Origin of the sequence: Marixanthomonas sp. SCSIO 43207 (assembly GCF_019904255.1) — a bacterium.
Taxonomy (GTDB): Bacteria; Bacteroidota; Bacteroidia; order Flavobacteriales; family Flavobacteriaceae; genus Marixanthomonas.
Window position 1 is genome coordinate 1,756,201 of record NZ_CP063203.1, and the last position, 21,191, is coordinate 1,777,391.

Genomic DNA, 21,191 nt, shown 5'->3' on the forward strand with positions numbered 1-21,191 from the left:
CAAAACGGTATTCTTATTTTCCACCTTTAGCTTGTAAATCTTCTAAGCAAAGTAAATCTAGTGAAGGTACAGTAGATCTGTTTTGAAAAAACTGTGCAATATCTCTACGTCTTGCACTAGTAGCTTCAAAATACATAAGACAATCTTGTACTACACAATGCCTGTTATTGTCAAGGTCTTCATGGTCAGTTGGGTGAATGTCATCATCAGTTATATTTACCAAGCTAAGAATATGACCAAACTCATGCTGAAGTGTAGTAATTTCTAAAGTAGCCAAATCTGAACCTTGATTATTTGCAATTAAATCTTGCAGTGTTTTCTTGTAAATTACAATAGATGTATTGCGGTAAGCTGTACCTAGTGTTACGGTTGTATCAGTATCATTGCTCGAGTTCCCGTTTGAAAAGAATACAAATATAGCCAAGTTATCATCCTCATTATAAGCAGTTCTATTTTCGTCTTCAATTTCTTTAATTTCATTAGTATCAAAAGGCGCTCCTTGTGGAGGATTTATGAAGGTTTCTTTAACGGTAATTCCGCCAGGTTTGTTAACACGCTCGTTTAAAAACTGAATTACAGAAGCTTTGGTTTCTTCTTCAGGCTCAAAACCTAATGAATATACAAACTCAATTGTAAGACTATTATAAAAATCACTTGTTAATATGTCTTCTGCTGAAGTTCCCAAAGCCTTTTTATTATCTGCTGTAGGATCATTTATGGCATCATCAGAATCATCATCTTTACAAGATACCATGATTGAAATTGAAGTTAATAAAACCAATAAAAATGTGTAGGGAAATTTCATAATTAACTTATTGTTTAGGCAAACATACTTTTTAAGTTCAAATTAAAAAAACAAGGCTCATTCTTTTAACGTCCTTTTATTGAAAAGAGTATAAGCTGTTTAACTCATGACTTAATGAATAATGGGCGTGAGTTTTGCTAAATAATTGTAATGATCACCGGTCAAAGCAATTTTAAAATCAAAGTTGTTTTGATTACAACATTCTTTAAAAGTTGAAACATCAAGGTACAACCAAGAAAAAGTATCGCTTTTCATTCCTTGATAAGTCATAGTAAATTCTAATTGACCATAATAATGATCTGCCGGAACCCAAATTCCTTCTTCTTCGGCTTTATCATACATATACTGCAAATCACTGCTATCAATTAATACTTGCCCATTGGGAGTAAGTAAAGTATATAATTTCTGAAGATATTTTGAAACCAGTTCCAGTTTTTGAAAAATTCCGGTACCGTTCATTAATACTAAAATAGTATCAAACTTTTCATTTTTTAGCTCAAGTAGGTCGCTGTGTATAGCATCTTCAACGCCTCTTAACTGTGAAACTTTAATTGCCCCTTTTGAAGTGTCAATTGCAGTAACATTAAGCCCTTTTTCTTGTAAATAGAGGGAATGACTTCCGGCGCCGCAGCCTACATCCAAAACACGTCCGGTGGCAAGTTGTAGCGCTTTTTGCTCAATGGGAGGCATTTCGTCATAGTCTCGAAAAAGGTATGGGAGAGGCATTACATCTTCTTCAGTGATATTTGTTTCGGTAAGGATATCTTCAGAATAATTTCCGTGGTAATAATCTAACAATGCTGTGCCTATAATATCATTCATAAATCTTTATTTGATGAAGAAGTGTTTTTCTGTTTAGGTTATTAAATCTGTTTTTACCTGTCTTTAATAGTATTTTGTACTTTTGCTTTGCAATGGAAGAAACCCTCAAACAACTCCCACAACGTGCCAAAGATACGCATAACGAGAATAAAAAATTCTTCAAAAAACTGAAGCGTAAACCTCCAAAAAACATAGATGCATTGATGCAAGAGCTGCACGATGAAGAGTTTGAGCAAACTGATTGTTTAACCTGTGCAAACTGCTGTAAAACTACCGGACCTTTGTTTACGCAAAAGGATATTGAGCGTATTTCAAAACATTTTAAGATGAAGCCTAGTCGTTTTATTGAGAGTTATTTGCGTATGGATGAAGAAAATGATTATGTGTTACAAAGCGTGCCTTGTACTTTCTTAGGGGCAGATAATTATTGTAGTATCTACAATGTGCGTCCAAAGGCGTGTAGAGAGTTTCCGCACACCGACCGAAAGAAATTTCAACAAATATCAAATTTAACTTTGAAGAACGTAGCTATTTGCCCGGCAGCATTTAATATTGTTGAAAAAATGAAAAAGCGAATACCGCATTAATCATACAGCATATATTTTTTTCGCATAGAATCATATTTTTCCAAATCTTTAAGCCACGTGGCTCTTATTTCGCGATAGGTATAGCCGTTTTCAATTTGTTCTTGTAATTTTTTGGTACCTGCCAAGTTGGTAAAAAAGTTTGTGAAAAAGTCTGCTTTTTTTCCGTAGGCAACATATGCTTCTATAAGCCACTCTAGATTGAGCTTATCAAGTTTTGGATTGTTTTGAAGGTTCAACCCATGACATTCTTGTCCTTTAAATTTTGGATATTTAGCTCCTTCATTAGCTTGTGGTGTAAATGTGTATGGATAGAATTTTGTAGGTAATCCGGGTGCTCCAAATACCTGAAACTGAGTGTTTGTACCTCTCCCTGCGCTTATAATAGTTCCTTCAAAAAAACACAAACTAGGGTATAGGTTTATAGCTACATCATTTGGTAAATTGGGTGAAGGTTTTACAGGTAAAGAATATGCCGTCTGGTGATTATAATTTTTAACTTTAATTACAGTGATATCTGATTTTACTTTATTTTTTAACCATTCTTCACCATTAATCATTTGTGCGTATTCTCCAATAGTCATGCCGTGAACCACCGGTACAGGATGCATACCTACAAAGCTTGAATGTTGAGGCTCCAAAATTGGTCCGTCTATATAGTGACCGTTAGGATTTGGGCGATCCAAAATAAGTACTTTAATATTATTTTCTGCACAAGCTTCCATTACATAATGAAGTGTAGAAATGTAAGTATAAAACCGTGCTCCTACATCTTGAATGTCAAAGATTACTACGTCGAGATCGCTTAATTGTTCTTTTGAGGGTTTTTTATTGTTGCCATACAATGAAATAATAGGCAAGCCGGTTTTTGAATCTATCGCGTCTTTCACTTTCTCACCAGCATCGGCAGTTCCTCTAAAACCGTGTTCGGGTGCAAAAACTTTTTGTATAGCTATTTTCTTATCCATTAAATAATCAACCAAGTGTTTGCTGTTATTTTCAACGCGGGAGGTTTGATTAGCAACAACACCTACAGATTTTCCTTTTAAAAGATTGCCATACAATAAAAATTGATCTGCACCTACTGTCAAATTACCTTGATCATTGATTACTTGAATACCGTCTTCAGTTTGTAAGGTTCCTACTTCAACTCTGTAGGTTGGGTTTTCTTTTGCCTTTTTTTTCTTTCGTTCTACATCTCGATCATAATCTTCTTTTATAGCAGTGCCTACTTCAATATATTGGTCTAAGGTACTTTGCTCAACAGGTTCTTTTTCTGAAACTGAACTTCCACAAGAAAAAGTGGTAAACACCAAAAGTATAATTGCCAGGCTTTTTTTTACGACCAACCCGTTTACTGCGTTACTAAAATAAAGTGGAGATAGTTTTACCAGTTGTTTTAAAATAGCTGAAGCTTTCGGCTTTTTAAAACCAAGTTTCATTAATAAAACTGTATTTTTGACTGTAGATAACCGCATAAACCTATTTGTGAATTTCGAATTTTTCATTGCCCGGCGCATTATTGCTTCAAAGGACTATAAAAGTAGTATTTCGGCACCAATAATAAAAATTGCAATTACTGCAATTGCCATTGGTATTATTATGATGCTGGTTTCTATAGCCACGGGTGTAGGACTTCAAAAAAAGATTCGTGAAAAAGTTTCGGCTTTTAATGGTGATATTATCATTACCAATTTTGACACAAATTTTTCAGACGATTCTCAAATTCCTATTTCAAAACAACAAGATTTTTATCCCAAATTTTCTAGTGTAGACGGAATTAAACATATTCAAATTTCCGCATTAAAAGGTGGTGTGATTCGAACTGCAGAAAACTTTGAAGGTGTTGTGGTAAAAGGGGTTGGTGATGATTATAATTGGGCAGTTTTTGATGACTTTATTGTAGAAGGCAGGTTACCAGATTATTCAGAAAATTTAAATGATGAAATTCTTATTTCACAATACCTCGCCAATAGATTGCAATTTAAAGTAGGTGATAGAGTGAACACTTTTTTTCTCCAAGATGCCGAAAATAGAAAAACAAGAAGCCGTGGGTTTACCATTGTAGGGATTTACAACAGTGGATTTCAACAATTTGATGAACAATATATTATAGCAGATATTCGTCACATTCAACGACTCAATAAATGGGATGATAACCAAATTGGCGCTTTTGAAGTTTTTGTTGATGATTTTGACAATATTCAATCCATTGGTAACGCTGTTTATAATGAAACTAGCAGTACACTCGATACACAAACCATACGAGATAAATACGGCGCTATATTTGAGTGGCTTGACCTTTTTGACTTTAACATTGCGCTTATTATTGGTATTATGATTTTGGTAGCCGGAATCAATATGATTACCGCTTTGTTGGTTTTAATTTTAGAACGTACCCAGATGATAGGCATTTTGAAAGCATTAGGAAGCAATGACTGGAGCGTGCGCAAAGTATTTATTTATAATGCAATGTATTTAATTGGTGTAGGCCTGTTTTGGGGAAATGTAATAGGGTTAGCGTTATTATTTCTTCAGAAATATTTCAAACTCTTCCCCTTAAACCCCGATACCTATTACGTTACCGAAGCTCCAGTATACATCGATATTGGCTACATTTTGCTATTAAATGCAGGAACCTTTATATTATGTCTATTGATGTTGCTTATTCCTTCTTATATCATAGCCAAAATATCTCCAGTAAAAGCCATTCGGTTTGAGTAATAGAAAATCTTGTAGTTCGATAAACGAAACAGTACCTTTGCAATCGATAAAAAATAGCTATGAAATACGCAGAAAATATCTTAGGAACCATTGGTAATACACCCTTGGTTAAAATTAACAAGTTAGCCGAAGAAATCCCAGCTTTAGTGCTTGCCAAATATGAAACCTTTAATCCAGGAAATTCAGTTAAAGACCGTATGGCTGTCAAAATGATTGAAGATGCTGAAGCAGACGGTCGTCTAAAACCCGGCGGAACTATCATAGAAGGAACCAGCGGCAATACCGGAATGGGTTTGGCCTTGGCTGCTATTATAAAAGGATATAAAATGGTATGCGTGATTAGCGATAAACAAAGTAAAGAGAAGATGGATATTCTGCGAGCAGTAGGTAGCGAAGTGGTGGTTTGCCCTACCGATGTAGAACCCGATGATCCGCGTTCGTATTATTCTACTTCAAAACGCTTAGCCGAAGAAACTCCTAATAGTTGGTATGTAAACCAATACGATAACCCTAGTAATGCAAAAGCACACTATGAAAGCACAGGACCCGAAATTTGGGAGCAGACCGAAGGTAAAATCACACATTTTGTTGTAGGAGTAGGTACGGGAGGTACCATAAGTGGTGTAGGTAAATACCTAAAGGAGAAAAACCCAAATATCAAAATATGGGGTATCGATACCTACGGAAGTGTTTTTAAAAAATATCACGAAACCGGCGAGTTTGATGAAAAAGAAATCTATCCATATATTACCGAAGGTATTGGAGAAGATATTCTTCCAGCCAATGTAGATTTTGATATTATTGATGGATTTACCAAAGTTACCGATAAGGACGCCGCGGTGTACACCCGCAAACTGGCCGAAGAAGAAGGTATGTTTTTAGGAAATTCGGCTGGAGCAGCGATGAAAGGATTACTTCAATTAAAAGATAAATTTTCCAAAGATGATGTGGTGGTGGTATTATTTCATGACCACGGAAGCCGTTATGTAGCCAAAATCTACAATGATGATTGGATGCGTAAACAAGGCTTTATTGAATAATATTTCAGAAATAAAAATTTTATACATCCCGTTCCATTGCATTTGGAGCGGGATTTTTTTACTTTTAAAGTGAAATGAAACGAGAAGCACAAAAACTCTTTAAATATTTACGTACCAAACCGGTACCGGTAAATACACGTGAAATTTTGGCCCTTGAACGAACCAAACTCGCCAATGAACGCACCTTGTTGGCATACATTAAAGCATCCTTATATTTATTGTTAGGTGGTTTGGCTTTATTAGGTCTTGAAGATTTTCAAAGCATCCGCTGGTTAGGGTATGTAGCGCTGGTGGTGTGTATTGTTTTTTTAGGGGTAGGAATTATGCGGTATATTGTATTAAACCGAAGGTTATATAAGTGGCATCGCGTTTTGTTTACCGATACGATTCCTGAAGAAAATAATACAGACGATACAGCTTCAAAATAAAACGTATCTTCGTTACTGAAACTCCCCTCAATTTTTTCTAAAATGAAAGAAGATTTTCTGCATTACGTGTGGAAGTTTCAAAAATTTACAACTACACAATTACACTCAACTCAAGGGGAGCTGGTTAATGTGATTTCGGTTGGAATGCATAATCACAACTCTGGGCCAGACTTTTTTAATGCAAAAATTTCAATTGATGGACAATTATGGGCAGGCAATGTAGAGATTCACTTAAAAGCTTCAGATTGGTATGCACACCATCATGAAAAAGATACAGCGTATGACTCGGTAATTTTACACGTAGTTTGGGAACAAGATGCAGAAGTATTTACAAAAGACAACGCATCAATCCCCACTATTGAATTAAAAAACTGTGTTGATACAAAAATACTTACTAGATACAAAGAGTTGTTTGCTAAAAAGCAAAGATGGATTCCTTGTGATAATCAATTTAGTCAAGTAGATTCTTTTATACTTACTAATTGGTTAGAACGCTTGTATTTTGAACGCTTACAACAAAAATCTGAATTAATTTTAAAAGAATTAGCAACATCAAACAATCACTGGGAAGCTGTATTGTTTAAGTTGCTAGCTAAAAATTTTGGACTCAAAGTAAATGGTGATTCCTTTTACAGTATTGCGCAATCGATTGATTTTTCGGTAGTAAAAAAATGTGTACAACCATTAGATCTGGAGGCTTTGCTTATGGGACAAGCCGGTTTATTAGCAGGTCACAATGAAGACGGTTATGGTAAAAAACTTCAGCAAACGTATATGTACCTTTGTCATAAATTTAATATATCAAATACTGAAGTAGTAGTGCCAAAATACTTCAGGTTGAGACCGCCTAATTTTCCAACAATTCGGTTATCACAATTGGCGATGCTATACGCAAACCAGAAACATTTGTTTTCAAAAATCATTTCAATTTCAGAAAAGAACGATTTTTATACCCTTTTTGATGTTTCTGCTTCAACATATTGGGATGCGCATTATAACTTTGGCACCGTTTCTTCAAAGCGGAAAAAGAAATTGACCAAGACTTTTATTGATTTACTGCTCATCAATACGATTATTCCTTTAAAATTTTGCTATGCTTCCTATTTGAAAAAAGATATTTCAGAAGAAATTATCCGGCTGGCTACTTCTATAGCAAAGGAGCAAAATACGATTATCAAAAAATTTAATGCACTAATGCCAATCGCCGAAACTGCTTTACAATCTCAAGGATTACTTCAGTTAAAAAATCAATATTGTGATCAAATACAATGTTTACAATGTGCTGTAGGAACGAGTATTTTGAACAAACAAAGTGAAGAATTTTAGGTTTAAAGTTTTATTTAAAAATAGTATTTTGCAAGTATGTTACAATTGGTGTATCGCATACGGTATTTTTTTGAAAAACGAGGTTTTTATGTAAGTTCTCGCCTAGCAGACCGGTTAGGAATGCGAGTAAAAAACGTTCGTCTTTTTTTTATTTATTTATCTTTTGCAACGCTAGGGATAGGTTTTGCAGTGTATGTTACGCTTGCGTTTTGGTTGCGTTTGAAAGATTTGGTATATGCAAAACGAACTTCAGTTTTTGATTTATAAAGTATTTTAAAGTTGGCTATTTAATGATATTGAGTAACTTTAACAAGACTATATTCTGTTTTACAACCATTTTTAGTTAATGAAACACTTCCTTAATTCAAGATTATACGGAGCGGTTTTTTTATTGATTACCGTATTTTCAATTGGTATTTTGGCCTTTCGGTTTTTCTCGGGATACACGTGGATAGATGCCATTTACATGACCGTAATCAGCATTACTACGGTAGGTTTTCAGGAAGTTAGGCCTTTAGGTCCTGTAGAGAAAATTTTCACTTCACTTCTTATTCTTTCCAGTATATTTATAGTCGGGTATGCTATTTCGGTAATTACAGAATATATTTTAAGTAAAAATAATATAGGTAATTTAAAGCAAAAAAGAGTGCAAAAAAAAATAGATTCATTGCGTGACCACGTGATTGTTTGTGGATATGGTCGCAACGGAAAACAAGCCGTTGAAAAACTTGCAGATTATAAAAAGGAATTTGTTGTAGTAGAGATTGATGAACAAATTGTTGAACGATTTTTAAACACAGAAATACTTTATATTTTGGGCAATGCAGATGAAGATGAAATACTTATAAAAGCTGGAATAGAAAGAGCTTCAACATTAATTTGTGCGTTGCCAAGTGATGCAGATAACCTTTTTGTAGTGCTTTCTGCACGACAGATTAACCCTAATTTAAAAATAATAAGTAGAGCAACTGAAGAGACCAGCTATCAAAAATTAAAATTAGCCGGTGCCGATAACGTTATAATGCCAGATAAAATAGGAGGAGCTCACATGGCAAATTTGGTTGTAACGCCAGACTTAGTAGAGTTTTTGGATAACCTTTCTGTTTCTGGAGAACAAGATAGTATTAATGTAGAACAAATACCATTTAAAAATGTTTCACCAGACGGAAGTGAGAAAGCAATTTTAGAATTAGATATCCGAAATAAAACCGGCTGTTCAGTAATTGGGTATAAAGCACCTGAAGGCACCTATGTAGTTAATCCTGAGCCTTCCATGAAACTAAAAAAAGGATCGAGTTTGATATTAATTGGAAGACCAGAACAAATTAAAAACTTAAAGAAATTATACAATGTTTAAGAAACTGTTAATTTTTTAACGTGTAAATATTTGAATTACCCTAAATTTTTTAGCATATTGCCAAAACAAATTTTTTGAATCGAATAGTAATTAACTAAAATAAACAATGAAGAAGCTACTTCTTTCCCTATTTTCAATTTTAACCCCATTATTAACATTCGCACAAGATACTAGCACATCAGCTTCAATTGATGCTAAGTTTAAAGAGTATACAGGATGGTTTGTTGAGTTCATTTTTTACGAAATACCTTTTTCTGAAGAATTTCAAATCCCTTGGGTTTTAATTGTTTTGGTAGGTGGTGCTACTTATTTTTCAATATATTTTAAGTTAATAAACTTTACAGGATTTTGGACAGCCATAAAAGTTGTTCGTGGAAAATATGAAGACATTGAAAAACACGGTGCAGATACGTTATATGGTGATTCTACACCCAATGAGGGCGGAAATATAATTGAAACCATGCGTGATGATAGTGCAGATGGAGAAGTTTCGCACTTTCAGGCGTTAACAGCCGCACTTTCAGCAACAGTAGGTTTAGGAAATATTGCCGGAGTTGCTGTGGCTTTATCCATTGGAGGACCAGGAGCTACCTTCTGGATGATATTAGCAGGTCTTTTGGGTATGGCTTCAAAATTTGCTGAATGTACATTAGGTGTAAAATATAGAGATGTAGGGCCAGATGGAACAGTTTACGGAGGTCCTATGTACTATTTGAGAAAAGGTTTAGGAGAAAAAGGAATGGGCGGATTAGGTAAAGTTCTTGCTGTAATTTTTGCCATTTTTGTGATTGGAGGATCTTTTGGTGGCGGAAATATGTTTCAAGCCAACCAAGCAGCAGCACAATTTGTTCAGTTATTTGAATTTACAAATCCTAATGCAGGGCTATATTTTGGAATAGGGATGGCAGTTTTGGTTGCTATCGTTATTATTGGAGGAATTAAAAGAATTGCATCTGTAACAGAAAAAATTGTTCCTTTTATGGCTGGTATCTACGTATTGGCTGCAGTAGTAATTCTAGTGGCAAACTACCATCACATTGGTGATGCATTCGGTCTTATTTTTGAAGGCGCTTTTTCTGGATTGGGAATAGCAGGTGGTTTAATAGGAGTTATGATTCAAGGTATTCGTCGAGGAGCCTTCTCAAATGAAGCAGGTGTAGGTTCGGCTGCAATTGCTCACTCTGCTGTAAGAACAAAATATCCTGCTAGTGAAGGTATTGTTGCTCTTTTAGAGCCTTTTGTTGATACCGTAGTAATATGTACAATGACAGCGCTTGTTATCATCATTACAAATTATGAAGCTGGATTTATGCAATATGGAACCGAAATTACAGAAGGTGTAGAAATAACCGCAACAGCATTTGATACGGTAATTCCGCATTTCTCAATAGTGCTTACCATAGCTGTAATTCTGTTTGCATTCTCAACTATGATTTCTTGGTCGTATTACGGTATGCAAGGTTGGAAATATTTATTCGGAAAAGGGAAAATAACTGATTTGGTATACAAACTCTTATTCTTAATATTTGTAGTAGTTGGAGCATCAATAACACTTGGTTCTGTTATAGACTTTTCAGACGCAATGATATTTGCAATGGTAGTTCCTAATATTATTGGTGTAATTCTATTAACACCTATAGTAAAAAGAGAACTGAAAAAATATATGAAAGCAATAAGTAAAAAGGAAGATGCACTTGATGATGGAGCCGAAGATCTTACTAATAGAATGTAACAGTTTGGCTTAAATCCTTATAGGGTATGAACTCTTTAAAATCCCACTTCGCGTTCAATAGATCTCAACGAAGTGGGATTTTACTATTATCACTATTTATTCTTATTTTATTTGGGATTTATCATTTTGTAGATTTTTCTGAAACCTCTTCTTTTGATACCAGTTCTCCTGAAATAGTAGCTATTCAGCAAGAACTAGAATCCATTACAAAAGCAGAACTTGAAAATAAAAAACCTAAAATATTTCCATTTAACCCAAATTTTATCACCGATTATAAAGCATATACCCTAGGGCTTTCAACCGAAGAGTATGACCGTCTCAAAAATTTCAGAAGTAAAGATAAATGGATAAACTCAGTTGTAGACTTTAAACGTGTTACACAAGTTTCAGATTCGGTTTTAGCTCAAATAAGTCCGTATTTTAAATTTCCAGATTGGGTTACAAACCCAAAACCTAAAAAGAAATCTTTTTCAAATTTTACTGCTGAAAAACCGTATGCTCAAAAAATTGATTTAAATACCGCGACAAAAGAACAGTTGCAACGAGTAAGTGGGATAGGTGAGGCGTATAGCGATAGAATAGTAAAATATAGAAGTAAGTTGGGAGGTTTTACAGATGATGTACAATTATACAATGTGTACGGTCTTGATACAGCAGTAGTAAAACGAGCTTTAAAACAATTTACCGTAAAAACCCCTCGTGAAATTGAAAAAATGAATATTAATACTGCATCTGCTTCAGATATAGCTACTATACCGAGCATTTCTTTTGAACTTGCAAAAAAGATTTGGGAATTCAGAAAATTGCGGGAACGACTTGAAAATATAACCGAATTACAGAAATTAGAAGGGCTCTCACAAAGCAAATTACAGCTAATTCAGTTATATTTGTACGCAGAGTAATTTGAAATTTCTGCAATCAAAAATGTACAATCGTTACATTTCGCCTTAATAAAAAATTGAATTTAAATATTACTATGAGTAGCATGTACTTTACAGAAGAACACGATTTTTTCAGAAAAAGCTTTCAAGACTTTTTACAAAAAGAGGTAGTCCCACACATTGAAAAGTGGGAAAAAACCGGAACCATAGATCGCTTTATCTGGGAAAAATTTGGAGAAATGGGCTATTTTGGGATTAACTACCCAGAAAAATATGGAGGAATGGATCTTGACCTTTTCTATACAGTAATATTTCTGGAAGAATTACAAAAAGTAAACTCTGGCGGGTTTGCAGCAGCAATGTGGGCACACGCTTACTTAGCAATGACACATTTAAATAAAGAAGGTAATCACGAACAAAAAGAAAAATACTTAGCTCCTAGTATTTCAGGTGAAAAGATTGGTTGTCTTTGTATAACCGAACCCTTTGGAGGAAGTGATGTAGGTGGTATGAGAACTACAGCTGTAAAAAAAGGGGATTCATATATTATAAATGGGTCAAAAACTTTTATTACCAATGGTGTGTATAGTGACTATTTAATTGTAGCCGCAAAAACAGCTCCTGAAAAGGGTAATAAAGGAATAAGCATTTTTGTAGTTGATCGAGATGTGAAAGGAATCTCGGCTACTAAGCTTGATAAATTAGGTTGGCGAGCTAGTGACACCGGAGAAATAGCCTTTGATGATGTAGAAATTCCAGCTGAAAATTTAATGGGAGAAGAAAATAAAGGATTTCCATACATTATGCAGCATTTTGCACTGGAAAGATTAATAATGGGAATCAACGCTCACGCAAGAAGTGAATTTGCTCTAGAATATACCAAGCAGTATATGCAAGACCGTGTAGCTTTTGGCAAACCTATTTCAAAATTTCAAGCGCTGCGTCATCGAGTTGCCCAATTAACCAGTGAAGTAGAAGTGTGTAAAACATTTAATTATGTAACTGCCAAAAGACTTGACCAGGGTGAATACGTAGTAAAAGAAGCTACAATGTCAAAGTTGATTTCAACCAAGGTTTCAGATGAGGTAATGTATGACTGCCTTCAATTTTTAGGAGGATATGGTTATATGGAAGATTATCCATTAGCAAGATTGGCTCGTGACAGTAGGTTAGGACCTATAGGTGGAGGAACATCAGAAATACTTCGCGAAATTATTGCCAAAATGGTAATGGATGGGAAGGAGTACAAACCGGCAACTTAAAATATTTTCCACTTATGAGACCTTCACTTCTGAAATACAGTTTTTGTATTATCTGCTGTTTGTTCAGTTTGCAAATATTTTCTCAAACTGAAATAAAAGGAAAAGTAGTAGATTTTACACAACTGTTACCTATTGAAAGTGCTAGTGTATACGTTCAAAATTCAACCATTGGGACTATAACCAATTCAGACGGTAAGTTTTCATTGACTGTTCCTCAAAAACATGTAAATGATACGCTTGTAATTTCTTCTATTGGATTTAAAAGTTATAAAACAACTGTTGCCGAATTTGATGGTTCTGTAGATATTTTTTTGGAAGAAGATATCGCATCACTGGACGAAGTCATGATTGTAGCAGAAACGAGGCCCAAAACCGGAAATGATATTGTGCTTCGAGCTATTGAAGAGCTGCCAGACAATATGCCAGAACAGCCTTACCTGCAAAAAGGTTTCTTAAGACATAAAGAACGTAACAAGAAAGAGTTTAAATGGCTCATTGAAGCTGCGCTCACTGTTTATGATTCAGGATATGCTTCGGGAGCAAAGAACAACCTAAAAATTAATATTGATGAAATACGTAAAAGTTATGATTTACGTGATGTAGATAGTTTATTTGCGTATGCGTCTTATTTAAAATACAATGTTGGTGGTATCAATGTGCGTTCAAAAAAACTAAACAGAGATACTATAAAAACAGCCTCCCTTATTGAAGCTATTAAATGGAATGATGAACGAGTTAATGGAATGGATAATCTGTTTAAAGAAAAACTCAATTTGGTACGCAACGCAACTACCAAAAATGCACTTTTAGGTGATGATGTTTTAAAAACACACCAATTTAAGTTAGATACAGTTTTGGTTGAAAACGACAGAAAGCTCTACAAAATTAAAATTTTTGAAGGAGAAGAATACGTAGGCTTAAATACCAAAAACATTTACAATGAAGGTTTTCACCCTAAAGGATGGATCTACATTTATTGGGATACTTATGCCTTTAAAAAAATTGAGTATGAGCTAGTAGCGGCATCAAGCGCGCAAAAGCGTAGAAGTAAAAGTTTATTTGATACGCTTGTAAACCATAAACTGGTGTTAGATTATAAAGAATATAATGAAAAAATGTATCCTAGTTATATGTACTATGAGACACCAAAATTGGTTCAAGTAGGAAATAGGTCTTCAGATATAATAGAGGAAGATAAAGCCCAAGCAAACAAAGAAGAACAATTTTACTATACCGTTCAAGAATTGCTTTTTACTGAAATCATTCAAGACGAAGAAGCGGTTCAACAAAAACTTCAAGAAAAATGGTCTTCAGATATTTTTGTTTCAAAACCCTACAATGCTTCTTTCTGGAAAAATTATAATGTTCTGTTAGAGAGTGAAGAAGAAGATCAGCTTATTAAAGATTTAAGTAAACGAGCTTCATTATATAAACAGTAAAACAAGTTCAGAAAAAAATAAAAAAGATAGCTTGTAATTGTTAAATTGCATGTATCTTTGCCGTCCTAAAGAAAGGAGGTGATGACACTATGTTAATAATACCAGTAAAAGACGGCGAAAATATAGATAGAGCTTTAAAGCGTTTTAAGCGTAAGTTTGACCGCACAGGAACAATGCGTCAACTACGTAAAAGACAGCAATTCACAAAGCCATCTGTAAAGCGTAGAGCCGAAATTCAAAAAGCTGAATACATTCAGCATTTGAGAGATCAAGAAGAAATTTAAAGAAATACTGCTTTGCAGTTTCTTTCAATTGATATACATCCGCTAGAACTTTTTCTAGCGGATTTTTTTTATTCATTTTAGCTTAGTTGATTAAGTTCAATTTCAGTATCTTCATTGTTTACATTGAATGATTATTTTATATTAACAAATGGCTTTTAAAGCTTTTACAGACTATCTTTCTTTAGAAAAAAAGTACTCGTCTCACACGGTAACTGCTTATACAAAAGATTTGGAGAGCTTTTCTGAATTTGCAAAATCTGAATTTGATTATAAGCATATTGATTCTGTAAATTATAGTGTGATACGAAGCTGGATTATTCATTTAGTAAATAGTGGTATCTCAAATAGAAGTGTAAATCGAAAAATTTCCTCTTTAAAAACATATTATAAATTTTTGCTCAAAACCAATCAGATAGAAATAAATCCCTTGGCTAAACATCGAGCATTAAAGACATCAAAAAAAATACAAGTTCCTTTTTCAGAAAAAGAAATAAAACAAGTCTTGCAGTTGCTTCAAGACGTTGAAGGTTTTGAAGGAATACGTAATAAGTTGATTGTAGAATTGTTTTACAGTACCGGAATGCGTCGAGCAGAATTGATAAATATCAAGTTAGATAACATTTCTGAAACAAAAAAAACAATTAAAGTTTTAGGAAAACGAAATAAAGAACGAATTATCCCTTTACTCAAACCGGTTCTTGAAACAATTGCACTATATAAGAATGAACGTAATGCTTTGCCAAACATTCAAGATAGTCAATACTTATTGCTCACAAATAAGGGCGTTAAAATATACGAAACACTTGTCTATCGGGTGATAAATTCTTATTTTAGTAAAGCGTCACAGAAGGTAAAGAAAAGTCCGCATATATTGCGTCATTCCTTTGCCACTCATCTTTTAAATGAAGGTGCAGACTTAAACGCAGTAAAAGAGTTGTTAGGGCATTCCAGTTTAGCTTCAACACAAGTTTATACACATAACAGCATAAAGAAGCTCAAAGAAGTATACCAAAACGCACACCCTCGCAACTCACAATAGGTATTAACTTAAAAACTTCGCTTATGAAAGTAAATGTGCAAACTCCAAATTTTGTTGCAGACGGAAAATTAATTGATTTTATTGAAAAGAAACTTTCCAAGTTAGAACAATTTTATGATCGAATAATTTATGCAGATGTTTTTTTAAAAGTTCAAAAAACAAGTGAAAAAGAAAATAAAACTGTAGAAATTTTATTGAGTATTCCAGGTGATGATCTGATTGTCAAGAAAGAAGCAAAAACATTTGAAGAAGGAACAGACGTTTGTGTGAGTGCTTTGCAAAGACAATTAAAGAAGCGAAAACAAAAACAAAGAGCTTTTTCTTAAACTTTTTTGATAAAATATTTTTTTAAATAATAAATTTATATAAATTTGCAGTCCGTTAGAAATAGCGGACTTTTTTATGCTGAATAATTGGTGTAAAAAAGACTAAAAGCCGATGTAGCTCAGCTGGCTAGAGCAGCTGATTTGTAATCAGCAGGTCGTGGGTTCGAGTCCCTCCATCGGCTCTTAAAAAAAGTAAAAATCAAAACCGTTAAATTTTGGTTTTTAATTTGAAATGTTGAAGTTTTTGGGGAGATACTCAAGCGGCCAACGAGGACAGACTGTAAATCTGTTGGTTTTTACCTTCGCAGGTTCGAATCCTGCTCTCCCCACTACGATTTGAAATGATAAATCGTTTTTCTGAATTTGTGAGGCAATGAGCTAAAGAAATTCAATAGTTGAGTTTTTTAAAATTTTAACTCAAACTATGTTCTAATAAATATTGAAATGTTTATTTTTGTACTCCTTTTTCAGAAAGTATCAAAATAAAAAATTAAGCGGGAGTAGCTCAGTTGGTAGAGCGTCAGCCTTCCAAGCTGAATGTCGCCGGTTCGAACCCGGTCTCCCGCTCAAAATTCCTGCGAAGGCAGGAATCTCTTGCATGGGTGATGTTCCGGCAAGAAGATTCAACTCTTTACGCCGGTGTAGCTCAGGGGTAGAGCGTTTCCTTGGTAAGGAAGAGGTCATGGGTTCAATTCCCATCATTGGCTCAACTTTGTTTAAAATTGAACACTAAATATATAACTAAGATTAAATTTAATACAACATGGCAAAAGAAACATACGATCGGTCGAAGCCTCACTTAAACATAGGTACAATTGGACACGTAGATCACGGTAAAACAACATTAACTGCAGCTATTACAAAAGTAATGGCTGATGCTGGTTATTCTGAAGCAAGTGCTTTTGATCAAATTGACAATGCACCTGAAGAAAAAGAAAGAGGTATTACAATTAACTCTTCTCACGTAGAGTATCAAACAGCTAACCGTCACTATGCACACGTTGACTGTCCAGGTCACGCGGATTATGTGAAGAACATGGTAACTGGTGCTGCTCAGATGGACGGTGCTATTCTTGTGGTTGCTGCTACAGACGGTCCTATGCCACAAACTCGTGAGCACATCCTTTTAGGACGTCAGGTAGGTATTCCACGTATCGTTGTGTTTATGAACAAGGTAGACTTAGTAGATGATGAAGAATTACTAGAGTTAGTTGAGATGGAAATCAGAGACTTGCTTTCTTTCTACGAGTATGACGGTGACAATGGTCCTGTTATCTCTGGTTCTGCTCTTGGAGCTTTAAATGGTGAGCAAAAATGGTCTGATACTGTTTTAGAATTAATGGAAGCAGTAGATACTTGGATTGAATTGCCACAACGTGATGTTGATAAAGATTTCTTAATGCCAATTGAAGATGTATTCTCAATTACAGGTCGTGGTACTGTTGCAACTGGACGTATTGAAACTGGTGTAGCAAACACTGGAGACGCTGTAGATATCATTGGTATGGGTGCTGAAAAATTAACTTCTACAATTACTGGAGTTGAAATGTTCCGTAAGATTCTTGATAGAGGTGAAGCTGGAGATAACGTAGGTATCTTATTAAGAGGTATTGAAAAATCTCAAATTTCAAGAGGTATGGTAATCTGTAAGCCAGGTTCTGTAACTCCTCATGCTAAGTTTAAAGCAGAGGTTTATATCTTGAAAAAAGAAGAAGGTGGACGTCACACTCCATTCCATAACAACTACCGTCCACAGTTCTACGTACGTACTACTGATGTTACAGGAACAATCAACCTTCCTGACGGAGTAGAAATGGTAATGCCAGGTGATAACCTTACAATTACTGTAGATCTTATTCAGGCAATTGCAATGAACGTTGGACTACGTTTCGCTATCCGTGAAGGTGGTAGAACTGTAGGTGCAGGTCAGGTAACTGAAATATTAGACTAATTATATTAGATACATAAAGTCAAAAGGTGTCCCGTACCACGGGATGCCTTGACTTTTATAAAAGGATAAGCTTGGTCATAATGATTTAGCTTTCCATATAAACGGGCGTAGCTCAGCTGGTAGAGCAGTGGTCTCCAAAACCAAAGGTCGTGAGTTCGATCCTTACCGCCCGTGCTAAATAGGTAAAAACCAATTGAAAATGGTGAATTATATAAAAGAATCCTATAGTGAACTTAAAAACCACGTAACTTGGCCTACTTGGGCTGAGGCTCAAAAACTAATGGTTATTGTAGCAGTATTTTCAGTAGTACTGGCTTTATTAACCTTTGGTGTTGATAAGGTGTTTAGTAGAGTTATAGAGTTTTATTTTGAATGGATTAAGTCGTAAATATGACTGAAACTAAAAGTGCAAAAAAGTGGTACGTTGTCCGTTCAGTAAGTGGACAAGAAAATAAGATTAAATCGTATATCGAAACAGAGATTACGCGTTTAAATCTTGAAGATTATATTGAACAAGTGCTCGTTCCTACTGAAAAGGTTATTCAAATACGTAACGGAAAGAAAGTAAACAAAGAACGTGTTTTTTTTCCAGGTTACATCATGATACAGGCAAGCTTAGCTGGAGAAATTCCACATATAATCAAGTCGATTAATGGAGTAATTGGCTTTTTGGGTGAAACCAAAGGAGGTGACCCTGTTCCGCTTAGGCAGTCTGAAGTAAACAGAATGTTAGGTAAGGTTGATGAATTAGCAGTTGAAGATGAAAGTGTAAACATACCTTACGTAGTAGGAGAGACTGTAAAAGTAATAGACGGTCCTTTTAATGGTTTTAACGGGACTGTTGAGAAAATAAATGAAGAAAAACGTAAGCTTGAAGTAATGGTAAAGATTTTTGGAAGAAAAACACCATTAGAATTAAGCTACATGCAAGTAGAGAAAATTTAATTGTTACACGCTATATAAATAGGTTTTTTCTTTAGCTTCCACATAAGAAAAAATCGAAGTAAAATTAAAACAATGGCAAAAGAAGTAGACAAAGTAGTAAAGTTGCAAGTTCGAGGTGGTGCCGCTAACCCGTCGCCTCCAGTAGGACCAGCTTTAGGTGCTGCCGGTGTGAACATTATGGAGTTCTGTAAGCAGTTTAATGCTAGAACTCAAGACAAACAAGGAAAAGTGTTACCAGTTGCGATTACGGTTTACAAAGACAAATCTTTCGATTTTGTTATTAAAACCCCACCCGCTGCTGTACAAATTCTTGAAGCTGCAAAGATCAAAAAAGGATCTGGAGAGCCACACGCAAGAAAAGTAGCATCTATTTCATGGGATCAAGTTCGAGCTATTGCAGAAGACAAAATGCCCGATTTGAATGCATTTACCGTTGAGTCTGCCATGAAAATGGTAGCAGGTACTGCACGATCAATGGGAGTGAAAGTAAAAGGAGCTGCTCCTTTTTAATCAAGAAAAAGAATCTATAAAATGGCAAGATTAACAAAAAAGCAAAAAGAAGCAAAGCTTAAGGTTGAAGACAAGTCTTACACTGTAGCAGAAGCTTCTGCTTTAATAAAAGAAATTACCAACGTAAATTTCGATGCTTCTGTAGACCTAGCGGTACGTCTTAACGTAGACCCACGTAAAGCGAATCAAATGGTTCGTGGCGTTGTAACCCTACCTCACGGTACAGGTAAAGATGTTAAGGTGTTGGCTTTGGTAACTCCAGATAAGGAAGCTGAAGCTAAAGAAGCTGGAGCAGATTATGTTGGACTAGATGAGTACCTCGAAAAAATTAAAGGAGGTTGGACAGATGTTGACGTTATTGTAACTATGCCAAGTGTTATGGGTAAATTAGGACCATTAGGTCGAGTATTAGGACCACGTGGATTAATGCCTAACCCAAAAACAGGTACAGTAACAATGGATGTTGCTAAAGCAGTTTCTGATGTAAAAGCTGGTAAAATTGACTTTAAAGTTGACAAAACCGGTATCGTACACGCAGCAATAGGAAAAGCGTCTTTTGATGCTGAAAAAATTGCAGGAAACGCAAGAGAATTATTAACAACACTCGTTAAACTGAAGCCTCAGGCTGCAAAAGGTGTTTACATTCAAAGTATTCATATGTCTAGTACTATGAGTCCTAGTGTAGAGATTGACACCAAGCGTTTCACTGAGCAGTAAAATTGAGAACTTATGACAAGAGAAGAAAAATCACAAGTAATTGAAAGTTTGACTGCACAGTTATCTGAGAATACTATTATCTATTTAGCTGATATCTCGGGGCTTGATGCAGGATCTACTACAAAATTACGTCGTGCTTGTTTTAAAGCAGGTGTAAGCTTGAATGTAGTAAAGAACACGTTACTTTCCAAAGCTATGGAAAGTTCAGATAAAGACTTTGGTAAATTAACCGGAGTACTTAAAGGAAATACCTCGTTGATGGTTTCTGAAACAGGAAACGCACCTGCCAAAGTAATTAAAGAATTCAGAAAAAAATCTGATAAACCATTACTTAAAGGAGCATTTATTGAAGAAGCAATCTATGTAGGCGATGAGCAACTAGATAAATTGGTTGAAATTAAATCTAAGGAAGAAGTTATTGGAGATATCATTGGATTACTTCAATCTCCTGCTAAGAATGTTATTTCAGCTCTTAAATCTGGTGGAAGCACAATCGCGGGTATTGTTAAAACCCTTTCTGAAAAAGAAGGATAAAAATTTAGCACTAATTAAATTATACATATTAATACAATTATTTTAAAACGATAGAAAATGGCAGATTTAAAAGATTTCGCAGAACAATTAGTTAACTTAACTGTAAAAGAAGTTAATGAGTTAGCTGAAATATTAAAAGAAGAATATGGTATCGAGCCTGCTGCTGCAGCTGTAGCTGTTGCTGGTGGTGCTGGTGCTGCCGGAGGCGATGAAGCTGACGAGCAAACTGAATTTGACGTAATTCTTAAAGCTCCAGGAGGTTCTAAATTAGCAGTTGTAAAACTAGTTAAAGAATTAACAGGTGCTGGTCTTAAAGACGCTAAAGAATTAGTAGACAACGCTCCTTCTCCAATTAAAGAAGGTGTAGCAAAAGACGAAGCTGAAGCAGTAAAAGCTCAGTTAGAAGAAGCTGGAGCAGAGGTTGAGCTTAAATAAGCTCACTAAGTTTCAAACCTTACGGTTTAGGCCTTCCGGAACACCGGAAT

The 21,191-nt window shown here is 35.0% G+C and carries 24 protein-coding genes and 5 tRNA genes; 26 read left to right on the forward strand and 3 right to left on the reverse strand.

Annotated elements, in window-relative coordinates:
- Positions 1-13: 13 nt before the first annotated feature.
- Together INR76_RS08280 and INR76_RS08285 are read right to left on the reverse strand one after the other, a co-directional pair.
- Positions 14-805, reverse strand: coding sequence for a membrane metalloprotease (locus INR76_RS08280; protein WP_223107440.1), 792 nt, complete (start codon positions 803-805; stop codon positions 14-16).
- 111 nt (positions 806-916) lie between these two features.
- On the reverse strand, positions 917-1,627 hold the full coding sequence (locus INR76_RS08285; RefSeq protein ID WP_223107441.1) for a bifunctional 2-polyprenyl-6-hydroxyphenol methylase/3-demethylubiquinol 3-O-methyltransferase UbiG: 711 nt from the start codon (positions 1,625-1,627) through the stop codon (positions 917-919).
- A gap of 92 nt (positions 1,628-1,719) precedes the next feature.
- Here INR76_RS08285 and INR76_RS08290 point away from each other — a divergent pair, with 92 nt between their 5' ends.
- Positions 1,720-2,214 carry a YkgJ family cysteine cluster protein gene (locus INR76_RS08290; RefSeq protein WP_223107442.1) on the forward strand — a complete coding sequence of 165 codons (495 nt, stop codon included), beginning with the start codon at positions 1,720-1,722 and terminating at the stop codon, positions 2,212-2,214.
- Here INR76_RS08290 and INR76_RS08295 read toward each other — a convergent pair.
- Complete coding sequence (locus INR76_RS08295) at positions 2,211-3,653, reverse strand: exo-beta-N-acetylmuramidase NamZ domain-containing protein (RefSeq protein WP_223107443.1); 1,443 nt, start codon at positions 3,651-3,653, stop codon at positions 2,211-2,213. The two genes, INR76_RS08290 and INR76_RS08295, sit on opposite strands and share 4 nt — an antisense overlap.
- A 46-nt stretch (positions 3,654-3,699) precedes the next feature.
- Here INR76_RS08295 and INR76_RS08300 point away from each other — a divergent pair, with 46 nt between their 5' ends.
- The 25 genes from INR76_RS08300 to rplL all read left to right on the forward strand — a co-directional run bounded on the left by INR76_RS08300 (position 3,700) and on the right by rplL (position 21,141).
- The gene (locus INR76_RS08300) at positions 3,700-4,935 is read left to right on the forward strand and encodes an ABC transporter permease (RefSeq protein ID WP_223107444.1); all 1,236 of its coding nucleotides are present in this window, start codon (positions 3,700-3,702) and stop codon (positions 4,933-4,935) included.
- 59 nt (positions 4,936-4,994) lie between these two features.
- Positions 4,995-5,975, forward strand: a complete 981-nt coding sequence (locus INR76_RS08305) for a PLP-dependent cysteine synthase family protein (RefSeq protein WP_223107445.1) — start codon at positions 4,995-4,997, stop codon at positions 5,973-5,975.
- 74 nt (positions 5,976-6,049) lie between these two features.
- Positions 6,050-6,403, forward strand: a complete 354-nt coding sequence (locus INR76_RS08310; protein WP_223107446.1) for a DUF202 domain-containing protein — start codon at positions 6,050-6,052, stop codon at positions 6,401-6,403.
- 42 nt (positions 6,404-6,445) lie between these two features.
- Complete coding sequence (locus INR76_RS08315) at positions 6,446-7,729, forward strand: DUF2851 family protein (protein WP_223107447.1); 1,284 nt, start codon at positions 6,446-6,448, stop codon at positions 7,727-7,729.
- Between the two features lie 36 nt (positions 7,730-7,765).
- On the forward strand, positions 7,766-7,996 hold the full coding sequence (locus INR76_RS08320; RefSeq protein ID WP_223107448.1) for a PspC domain-containing protein: 231 nt from the start codon (positions 7,766-7,768) through the stop codon (positions 7,994-7,996).
- A gap of 79 nt (positions 7,997-8,075) precedes the next feature.
- A complete protein-coding gene (locus INR76_RS08325; RefSeq protein ID WP_223107449.1) occupies positions 8,076-9,086 on the forward strand; it encodes a TrkA family potassium uptake protein in 1,011 nt (336 codons plus the stop codon).
- A gap of 106 nt (positions 9,087-9,192) precedes the next feature.
- The gene (locus INR76_RS08330) at positions 9,193-10,818 is read left to right on the forward strand and encodes a sodium:alanine symporter family protein (protein ID WP_223107450.1); all 1,626 of its coding nucleotides are present in this window, start codon (positions 9,193-9,195) and stop codon (positions 10,816-10,818) included.
- A gap of 26 nt (positions 10,819-10,844) precedes the next feature.
- Positions 10,845-11,720 (forward strand): helix-hairpin-helix domain-containing protein, encoded by an 876-nt coding sequence (locus INR76_RS08335; protein ID WP_223107451.1) that lies wholly within the window; start codon positions 10,845-10,847, stop codon positions 11,718-11,720.
- Positions 11,721-11,794: 74 nt separating this feature from the next.
- On the forward strand, positions 11,795-12,961 hold the full coding sequence (locus INR76_RS08340) for an acyl-CoA dehydrogenase family protein (protein ID WP_223107452.1): 1,167 nt from the start codon (positions 11,795-11,797) through the stop codon (positions 12,959-12,961).
- A 14-nt stretch (positions 12,962-12,975) separates the two neighbouring features.
- Positions 12,976-14,400: a carboxypeptidase-like regulatory domain-containing protein gene (locus INR76_RS08345; RefSeq protein ID WP_223107453.1), complete on the forward strand. Its 1,425-nt coding sequence runs from the start codon at positions 12,976-12,978 to the stop codon at positions 14,398-14,400.
- Between the two features lie 89 nt (positions 14,401-14,489).
- A complete protein-coding gene (rpsU, locus tag INR76_RS08350; RefSeq protein WP_223107454.1) occupies positions 14,490-14,684 on the forward strand; it encodes a 30S ribosomal protein S21 in 195 nt (64 codons plus the stop codon).
- Between the two features lie 148 nt (positions 14,685-14,832).
- Positions 14,833-15,723: a tyrosine-type recombinase/integrase gene (locus INR76_RS08355; RefSeq protein WP_223107455.1), complete on the forward strand. Its 891-nt coding sequence runs from the start codon at positions 14,833-14,835 to the stop codon at positions 15,721-15,723.
- A gap of 23 nt (positions 15,724-15,746) precedes the next feature.
- Entirely contained in the window at positions 15,747-16,049 is a 303-nt protein-coding gene (gene hpf, locus INR76_RS08360) for a ribosome hibernation-promoting factor, HPF/YfiA family (protein ID WP_223107456.1), read from the forward strand.
- Between the two features lie 108 nt (positions 16,050-16,157).
- Positions 16,158-16,231, forward strand: a tRNA-Thr gene (locus INR76_RS08365).
- 64 nt (positions 16,232-16,295) lie between these two features.
- A tRNA-Tyr gene (locus INR76_RS08370) sits at positions 16,296-16,378 on the forward strand.
- A gap of 165 nt (positions 16,379-16,543) precedes the next feature.
- Positions 16,544-16,616, forward strand: a tRNA-Gly gene (locus tag INR76_RS08375).
- A 68-nt stretch (positions 16,617-16,684) separates the two neighbouring features.
- Positions 16,685-16,756 (forward strand) — tRNA-Thr (locus INR76_RS08380).
- 56 nt (positions 16,757-16,812) lie between these two features.
- Complete coding sequence (gene tuf, locus INR76_RS08385; RefSeq protein WP_223107457.1) at positions 16,813-18,000, forward strand: elongation factor Tu; 1,188 nt, start codon at positions 16,813-16,815, stop codon at positions 17,998-18,000.
- Between the two features lie 101 nt (positions 18,001-18,101).
- Positions 18,102-18,174, forward strand: a tRNA-Trp gene (locus INR76_RS08390).
- Positions 18,175-18,199: 25 nt separating this feature from the next.
- A complete protein-coding gene (gene secE, locus INR76_RS08395) occupies positions 18,200-18,388 on the forward strand; it encodes a preprotein translocase subunit SecE (RefSeq protein WP_223107458.1) in 189 nt (62 codons plus the stop codon).
- 2 nt (positions 18,389-18,390) lie between these two features.
- Positions 18,391-18,945 carry a transcription termination/antitermination protein NusG gene (gene nusG, locus INR76_RS08400; RefSeq protein WP_223107459.1) on the forward strand — a complete coding sequence of 185 codons (555 nt, stop codon included), beginning with the start codon at positions 18,391-18,393 and terminating at the stop codon, positions 18,943-18,945.
- A gap of 72 nt (positions 18,946-19,017) precedes the next feature.
- Positions 19,018-19,455, forward strand: coding sequence for a 50S ribosomal protein L11 (rplK, locus tag INR76_RS08405; RefSeq protein ID WP_223107460.1), 438 nt, complete (start codon positions 19,018-19,020; stop codon positions 19,453-19,455).
- Positions 19,456-19,476: 21 nt separating this feature from the next.
- Positions 19,477-20,172 (forward strand): 50S ribosomal protein L1, encoded by a 696-nt coding sequence (rplA, locus tag INR76_RS08410; protein WP_223107461.1) that lies wholly within the window; start codon positions 19,477-19,479, stop codon positions 20,170-20,172.
- Positions 20,173-20,184: 12 nt separating this feature from the next.
- The gene (rplJ, locus tag INR76_RS08415; RefSeq protein WP_223107462.1) at positions 20,185-20,706 is read left to right on the forward strand and encodes a 50S ribosomal protein L10; all 522 of its coding nucleotides are present in this window, start codon (positions 20,185-20,187) and stop codon (positions 20,704-20,706) included.
- Positions 20,707-20,763: 57 nt separating this feature from the next.
- The gene (rplL, locus tag INR76_RS08420) at positions 20,764-21,141 is read left to right on the forward strand and encodes a 50S ribosomal protein L7/L12 (protein ID WP_223107463.1); all 378 of its coding nucleotides are present in this window, start codon (positions 20,764-20,766) and stop codon (positions 21,139-21,141) included.
- The last annotated feature ends 50 nt before the right edge of the window (positions 21,142-21,191 follow it).

Coding starts and splice junctions, on each gene's coding strand:
- INR76_RS08280 (WP_223107440.1), bottom strand. CDS start 805: ATGAAATTTCCCTACACATTTTTATTGGTTTTATTAACTTCAATTTCA.
- INR76_RS08285 (WP_223107441.1), bottom strand. CDS start 1,627: ATGAATGATATTATAGGCACAGCATTGTTAGATTATTACCACGGAAAT.
- INR76_RS08290 (WP_223107442.1), top strand. CDS start 1,720: ATGGAAGAAACCCTCAAACAACTCCCACAACGTGCCAAAGATACGCAT.
- INR76_RS08295 (WP_223107443.1), bottom strand. CDS start 3,653: ATGAAACTTGGTTTTAAAAAGCCGAAAGCTTCAGCTATTTTAAAACAA.
- INR76_RS08305 (WP_223107445.1), top strand. CDS start 4,995: ATGAAATACGCAGAAAATATCTTAGGAACCATTGGTAATACACCCTTG.
- INR76_RS08310 (WP_223107446.1), top strand. CDS start 6,050: ATGAAACGAGAAGCACAAAAACTCTTTAAATATTTACGTACCAAACCG.
- INR76_RS08315 (WP_223107447.1), top strand. CDS start 6,446: ATGAAAGAAGATTTTCTGCATTACGTGTGGAAGTTTCAAAAATTTACA.
- INR76_RS08320 (WP_223107448.1), top strand. CDS start 7,766: ATGTTACAATTGGTGTATCGCATACGGTATTTTTTTGAAAAACGAGGT.
- INR76_RS08325 (WP_223107449.1), top strand. CDS start 8,076: ATGAAACACTTCCTTAATTCAAGATTATACGGAGCGGTTTTTTTATTG.
- INR76_RS08330 (WP_223107450.1), top strand. CDS start 9,193: ATGAAGAAGCTACTTCTTTCCCTATTTTCAATTTTAACCCCATTATTA.
- INR76_RS08335 (WP_223107451.1), top strand. CDS start 10,845: ATGAACTCTTTAAAATCCCACTTCGCGTTCAATAGATCTCAACGAAGT.
- INR76_RS08340 (WP_223107452.1), top strand. CDS start 11,795: ATGAGTAGCATGTACTTTACAGAAGAACACGATTTTTTCAGAAAAAGC.
- INR76_RS08345 (WP_223107453.1), top strand. CDS start 12,976: ATGAGACCTTCACTTCTGAAATACAGTTTTTGTATTATCTGCTGTTTG.
- rpsU (WP_223107454.1), top strand. CDS start 14,490: ATGTTAATAATACCAGTAAAAGACGGCGAAAATATAGATAGAGCTTTA.
- INR76_RS08355 (WP_223107455.1), top strand. CDS start 14,833: ATGGCTTTTAAAGCTTTTACAGACTATCTTTCTTTAGAAAAAAAGTAC.
- hpf (WP_223107456.1), top strand. CDS start 15,747: ATGAAAGTAAATGTGCAAACTCCAAATTTTGTTGCAGACGGAAAATTA.
- tuf (WP_223107457.1), top strand. CDS start 16,813: ATGGCAAAAGAAACATACGATCGGTCGAAGCCTCACTTAAACATAGGT.
- secE (WP_223107458.1), top strand. CDS start 18,200: ATGGTGAATTATATAAAAGAATCCTATAGTGAACTTAAAAACCACGTA.
- nusG (WP_223107459.1), top strand. CDS start 18,391: ATGACTGAAACTAAAAGTGCAAAAAAGTGGTACGTTGTCCGTTCAGTA.
- rplK (WP_223107460.1), top strand. CDS start 19,018: ATGGCAAAAGAAGTAGACAAAGTAGTAAAGTTGCAAGTTCGAGGTGGT.
- rplA (WP_223107461.1), top strand. CDS start 19,477: ATGGCAAGATTAACAAAAAAGCAAAAAGAAGCAAAGCTTAAGGTTGAA.
- rplJ (WP_223107462.1), top strand. CDS start 20,185: ATGACAAGAGAAGAAAAATCACAAGTAATTGAAAGTTTGACTGCACAG.
- rplL (WP_223107463.1), top strand. CDS start 20,764: ATGGCAGATTTAAAAGATTTCGCAGAACAATTAGTTAACTTAACTGTA.